Below are 4,701 nucleotides of genomic sequence, written 5' to 3' on the forward strand. Positions count from 1 at the left end.
ATCAATTAAGATCATCTTACCAAAAATTAACCCGCAGAATCGCTAAGTTTTGCTATGAAATTGTTATCAATTGTAGTTTAGATTGCTACTTAGTATCAATCAATGGCAATAAAAAACCACCCAAAATGGGTGGTTCTGTGATCTGGCTTTAATCAATTAAAGCTTAGCAGTGACGTAGTCGATTGCTTTTTGAACAGTAGTAAGTTCAGCAGAATCTTCATCAGGGATGGTGATGCCGAAGTTGCTTTCAAATGCCATTACAAGCTCAACTAGGTCTAGAGAATCTGCACCTAGATCGTCCATGAATGACGCGTCGTTATTGATGTCAGCAACGTTTAGACCAAGTTGTTCAGCCACTGCGTCTTTTACTTTAGCTTCGATATCGCTCATAGGTATTTCCTTTAAATCGATGGATAAATGCTACTTATCAGCACCATGCTGATTTTAACTATTTATCAGAAATTTAGCGTATCATAAAACATTTTCACGGATAGTGCAAGTTTTATGAATACAGTTGTACACAATTTAAGATAAATAATAATCACAAATCAAAAATTTGTCAATTATTTTATAAAAAATATGCCATTACATGTACATGCCGCCATTGACAGCCAACACTTCGCCTGTAATATAGCTGGCTTCATCGCTCGCCAAAAAAGTCACCGCCGCCGCGATCTCTTCAGGCTGCGCCATGCGTCCTAACGGAACAGCGTCTAGCATAGAGTTGATAAGGCGTTCATCAAGCTCTTCAGTCATGTCAGTCTCAACAAAACCGGGTGCAACGCAGTTTACTGTCACACCACGCGATCCGATCTCACGAGCCAACGCACGGGTAAAGCCCTCAACACCTGCTTTACTGGCGGCGTAGTTAGCTTGACCAGCATTACCCATCTGACCCACCACTGACGTGATATTAATAATACGTCCAGAGCGCGCCTTCATCATGCCTTTGATGGCGCGACGTGAGGTGCGATAAATAGAAGTTAGGTTGGTGTCAATAACATCAGACCAGTCTTCATTTTTCATACGCATCAAAAGACCGTCTTTGGTGATACCAGCATTATTAACAAGGACATTGACGCTGCCATAAACGCTGTCAATCTCTTCAAATAGGTTATCGATCGCTTCTTCATCGCAAACATCCAACACGCGGCCGATACCACCAGCTTCGCTTAGATATTCTTCAATGGCTTCAGCACCCTTTTCGCTGGTCGCTGTGCCGATGACAAAATGACCTTCTTCTGCAAATTTTTGCGCGATGGCACGGCCGATACCTCGGCTAGCGCCCGTTACTAATACAATCTTTCTGCTCATGCTAAATTCTCCAATTTCTCAAGGCGCGCCAATTTATCAGTAGGCAGAGCTGTGATTGGCTCGGCCTGGCGCTTGGCAAGATTTGATAGGACATTACCAGGACCGCATTCGATGATAACATCGATATGTTTATCAGCCAGTTTTCGCATGGTTTTAGCCCATTGAACAGGCATAGACAGCTGCTCAATCAATGAAGTCTTAATGTCATTAATGTCATCATGAACGACAGCGTGGCGGTTCTGAATGACAGGGATCTCTGCTTGTTTGAATGCCGTGTCGCTCAGTAGCGCTGCCAACTTATCTGTTGCAGGATTCATCAGCTGACAATGTGATGGCACGGATACTTTTAGTGGTACGGCTTTTTTACCTAGGTTTTCAACCGATGCCAACACATGGCTAACACCCACTTCTGTGCCTGCGATCACCACTTGACCTGGGCTATTAAAGTTAGCAGGGTTCACGATGCCAGCATTCTGAGTTGCGTCCTCACACAGGCTGGCCACTTGTTCATCATCAAGACCGAGCACGGCTGCCATTTGAGTGTCAATACCTGCAACCGCTTGTGTCATGTATTTGCCACGCTCGTGAACCAATTTAACAGCATCCGCCAAGCTTAATACACCGCCTGCTACCAAGGCACTATATTCGCCCAATGAGTGACCGGCCAGACAGACAGGCTTAACGCCTTGAGCGCCTAATTTATCCTTAACAATATGCCAAATCGCAACACTCGCTGCTAATAACGCAGGCTGCGTGTATTCTGTCTTATGTAGGCGTGACTCATCCTGAGTGATTTCCCAAAGGTCAAATCCAAGCGCTGCACTCACCTCATCGAAGGTTGACTTTACAATAGGAAAATGCTCTGCCAGCTCATTCATCATGCCAACTGCTTGCGAACCTTGACCAGGGAAAACTACCGCAACGCGTTTCATGGTATTATTTTCTGCCATACGATACCTATTTTGTGTTTATGACTATTTATTTTATTGGATAATGAATCCAAATTAGGTGCATTCTAACATAAAAAATAAACATTTGTTTACTAATTTTAGCACCTCAAGCTTAGTGAACTTGCCAAAATAAAAAGCCAAGCGCATTGAACAAACAACACGGCTTGGCTTATTGGTATTATCTACCGATTAGCTGTCTTGGCTTACCTTGAACAGCTGACGACCACGGTAAAAACCGTCTTTGGTCGCGTGGTGGCGAAGATGTTTTTCGCCAGTAGTAGAATCAATGCTTAGAGTGTTCACTACCATACGGTCGTGTGAACGACGCATGTCGCGGCGTGAACGGCTTTTGCGGTTTTGTTGAACTGCCATGATAGCTCCTAAAATTCGTCAGATCAAGACAATCATAATCGTCCCAATCGCCAAAATAAAGTGAAAATTGGTTTGCTTAGGATGATATTGTAAAAATACAGCCAAGACATAGCACCTTTTGCCTTGCTCATCTAACTTAAGCACAATAAACGCTGTATTATACCGAAAACTTTTTGATTTTTCAAAGCCTAAACATAAAAAATTACAAAACTTTTTCTAAACCAATCAAACATTAAGTTAATTTAATTGCCCTTTTAGTGCAGCCAATGCTGCAAATGGGTTATCGGCCGCCTCCTCTTCATCTTCTACCATCTCAATTGGCATTTCACAGTCGTCATGGCGTGGAGATAATGGTAGCACAAGCAAAAGCTCATCCTCTAGCAGATCCTTGATAGGCAGCATTTTACGAGAGTCAGAAGGGTTTAGTTCATCAACCAACACATATTCAGCGTCCTGCACTTGATCAGCCTGAGATTCATTGAATAAAATCGCCAATCGATAATCCCCCGTGACATCCACGGTCGTCGGTTCAAGACATCGCTGACACGGGGTAATAAGCTTACCTGCAACTTCATAGTTCAGCCACAGGGTGCCGTCTATTTTTTGCAGATTCACTTTAAGATTAAGATTCTTAACCTGTTGATTTTGCTCTTGTAGAATTAAATTTTTTGAAAGTCGCTCGAAACTCTCTACAGCCACCTCGCCAGACCAAGAAAAACCAATATCAGCCCATTTCTCAAGCAGAATATTGGCAGGCAGCTCTTGGCTGGAATTAGATTGATTGATTGATTGCGTCATCATGGATTTCCTATTTTAATATTAGGCGTATTATTTCATAAATTAGGAATATTTTCACGGCTATTTTGTATGAGCTTATTAACCCATCATCAGATTTATCTTACAGAGACAAATAATGCTATAATACAAAAAATTTGCAATTCAATAATCATGACTTTCATTTCATTTTACGACCTCTCACCAGACCTTGCACTTAATCAGAGTGACAACAAAAATCACGTTTTCAATCTTTGGCAAAATCTATTCAAGTTACTGCGAGATCAAGATGACATCAAAAAAATCACCCAAAATTTCACCGCCAGAGAGTTAGGCAATTTTCGTGACACATGGCAGAATATCGATCATAACGATGATGAGGCACTGACAGATTGGCTCATAAAACTATTCAACCAAATGTTTAATCAAAAAAACATTGATATCATGCCGACCATACTGGTGCGAGGCGAAAACGAACCCGAATATTTCCCAAGCGAAGCAGGAAGCCCTGCACGCATTGAATTTGCCCATGGATTCTTTGCCAGCGCCTTGCATGAGATCAGCCATTGGTGTATCGCAGGCAAGCATCGACGCACACTTAATGATTTTGGCTATTGGTATGAATCTGACGGCCGTGATGAGCAGACTCAAGCCATCTTTGAACAAGTAGAAATCGAACCGCAGGCTATTGAATGCCTACTCAACCAAGCCTGTGGGCGATATTTTTATGTATCGCAGGATAATCTGAACGCTGATTTTGATACCACAAAGAGTACCTTTGCTCATGATGTATATGATCAAGCCAATCAATATCTTAACCATCCTGATAAGCTACCAAGAGATGCTCGTCGGCTTATATGGATGTTTTTAACAATCTGTCAAAACTTTCAATAATGCAATCACAAGGACAACCATGAAGACAATTTATCTACACCCACAAAATCCACAGCCAAGACTATTAGAGCAAATTAAACAAGTGCTCCGAGACGGGCAAATCATCGCATACCCCACTGAAATCGGTTACGCGCTATTAACGCACATCACTGCTAAAGATGCATTGGCAAAGGTTTCAAAAATACCCACCGTTAAACAAAAAGATCAGCATGTGATTGTTTGCCGAAATATCAGCAATGCGTCAGCCCATGCCGACATTAACGACGAACAATTCCGTATCATCAACGAAAGGTGTCCCCTGTGTCAGGTGGAGATCCAGTGAGTGATGCAGGTCGTGATATAAATTGGCTCCAGTGGTCACGATATAATCGATCATGCCAGACCTTATCATCGGAAC

General features: G+C 42.4%; 7 protein-coding genes and 1 pseudogene. 2 read left to right on the forward strand and 6 right to left on the reverse strand.

The features are described 5' to 3' along the window. Positions 1–156 precede the first annotated feature (156 nt). The 5 genes from acpP to GY683_RS04180 all read right to left on the reverse strand — a co-directional run bounded on the left by acpP (position 157) and on the right by GY683_RS04180 (position 3,437). Entirely contained in the window at positions 157–390 is a 234-nt protein-coding gene (gene acpP, locus GY683_RS04160; RefSeq protein ID WP_036364227.1) for an acyl carrier protein, read from the reverse strand. A gap of 195 nt (positions 391–585) precedes the next feature. Continuing rightward, a complete protein-coding gene (gene fabG, locus GY683_RS04165; RefSeq protein WP_297287549.1) occupies positions 586–1,314 on the reverse strand; it encodes a 3-oxoacyl-ACP reductase FabG in 729 nt (242 codons plus the stop codon). Beyond that, positions 1,311–2,264 carry an ACP S-malonyltransferase gene (gene fabD / locus GY683_RS04170; protein WP_297287550.1) on the reverse strand — a complete coding sequence of 318 codons (954 nt, stop codon included), beginning with the start codon at positions 2,262–2,264 and terminating at the stop codon, positions 1,311–1,313. Before fabD ends, fabG begins: the two co-directional genes overlap by 4 nt. Before the next feature lie 189 nt (positions 2,265–2,453). Then, positions 2,454–2,636, reverse strand: a complete 183-nt coding sequence (gene rpmF / locus GY683_RS04175; protein WP_046697072.1) for a 50S ribosomal protein L32 — start codon at positions 2,634–2,636, stop codon at positions 2,454–2,456. Positions 2,637–2,873: 237 nt separating this feature from the next. Continuing rightward, positions 2,874–3,437, reverse strand: a complete 564-nt coding sequence (locus GY683_RS04180) for a YceD family protein (protein WP_297287551.1) — start codon at positions 3,435–3,437, stop codon at positions 2,874–2,876. Positions 3,438–3,584: 147 nt separating this feature from the next. Here GY683_RS04180 and GY683_RS04185 point away from each other — a divergent pair, with 147 nt between their 5' ends. Next, a complete protein-coding gene (locus GY683_RS04185; RefSeq protein WP_297287552.1) occupies positions 3,585–4,304 on the forward strand; it encodes an elongation factor P hydroxylase in 720 nt (239 codons plus the stop codon). Positions 4,305–4,323: 19 nt separating this feature from the next. Next, positions 4,324–4,626 (forward strand): Sua5/YciO/YrdC/YwlC family protein, encoded by a 303-nt coding sequence (locus GY683_RS04190; protein WP_297287553.1) that lies wholly within the window; start codon positions 4,324–4,326, stop codon positions 4,624–4,626. Positions 4,627–4,629: 3 nt separating this feature from the next. Here the strand turns inward: GY683_RS04190 and GY683_RS09600 are convergent. Next, positions 4,630–4,695 (reverse strand): annotated as a pseudogene (locus GY683_RS09600) (hypothetical protein); the annotation flags it as partial. Positions 4,696–4,701 lie beyond the last annotated feature (6 nt).

It is taken from the genome of Moraxella sp. (assembly GCF_024227015.1).
In the GTDB taxonomy this organism is placed as follows: domain Bacteria; phylum Pseudomonadota; class Gammaproteobacteria; order Pseudomonadales; family Moraxellaceae; genus Moraxella.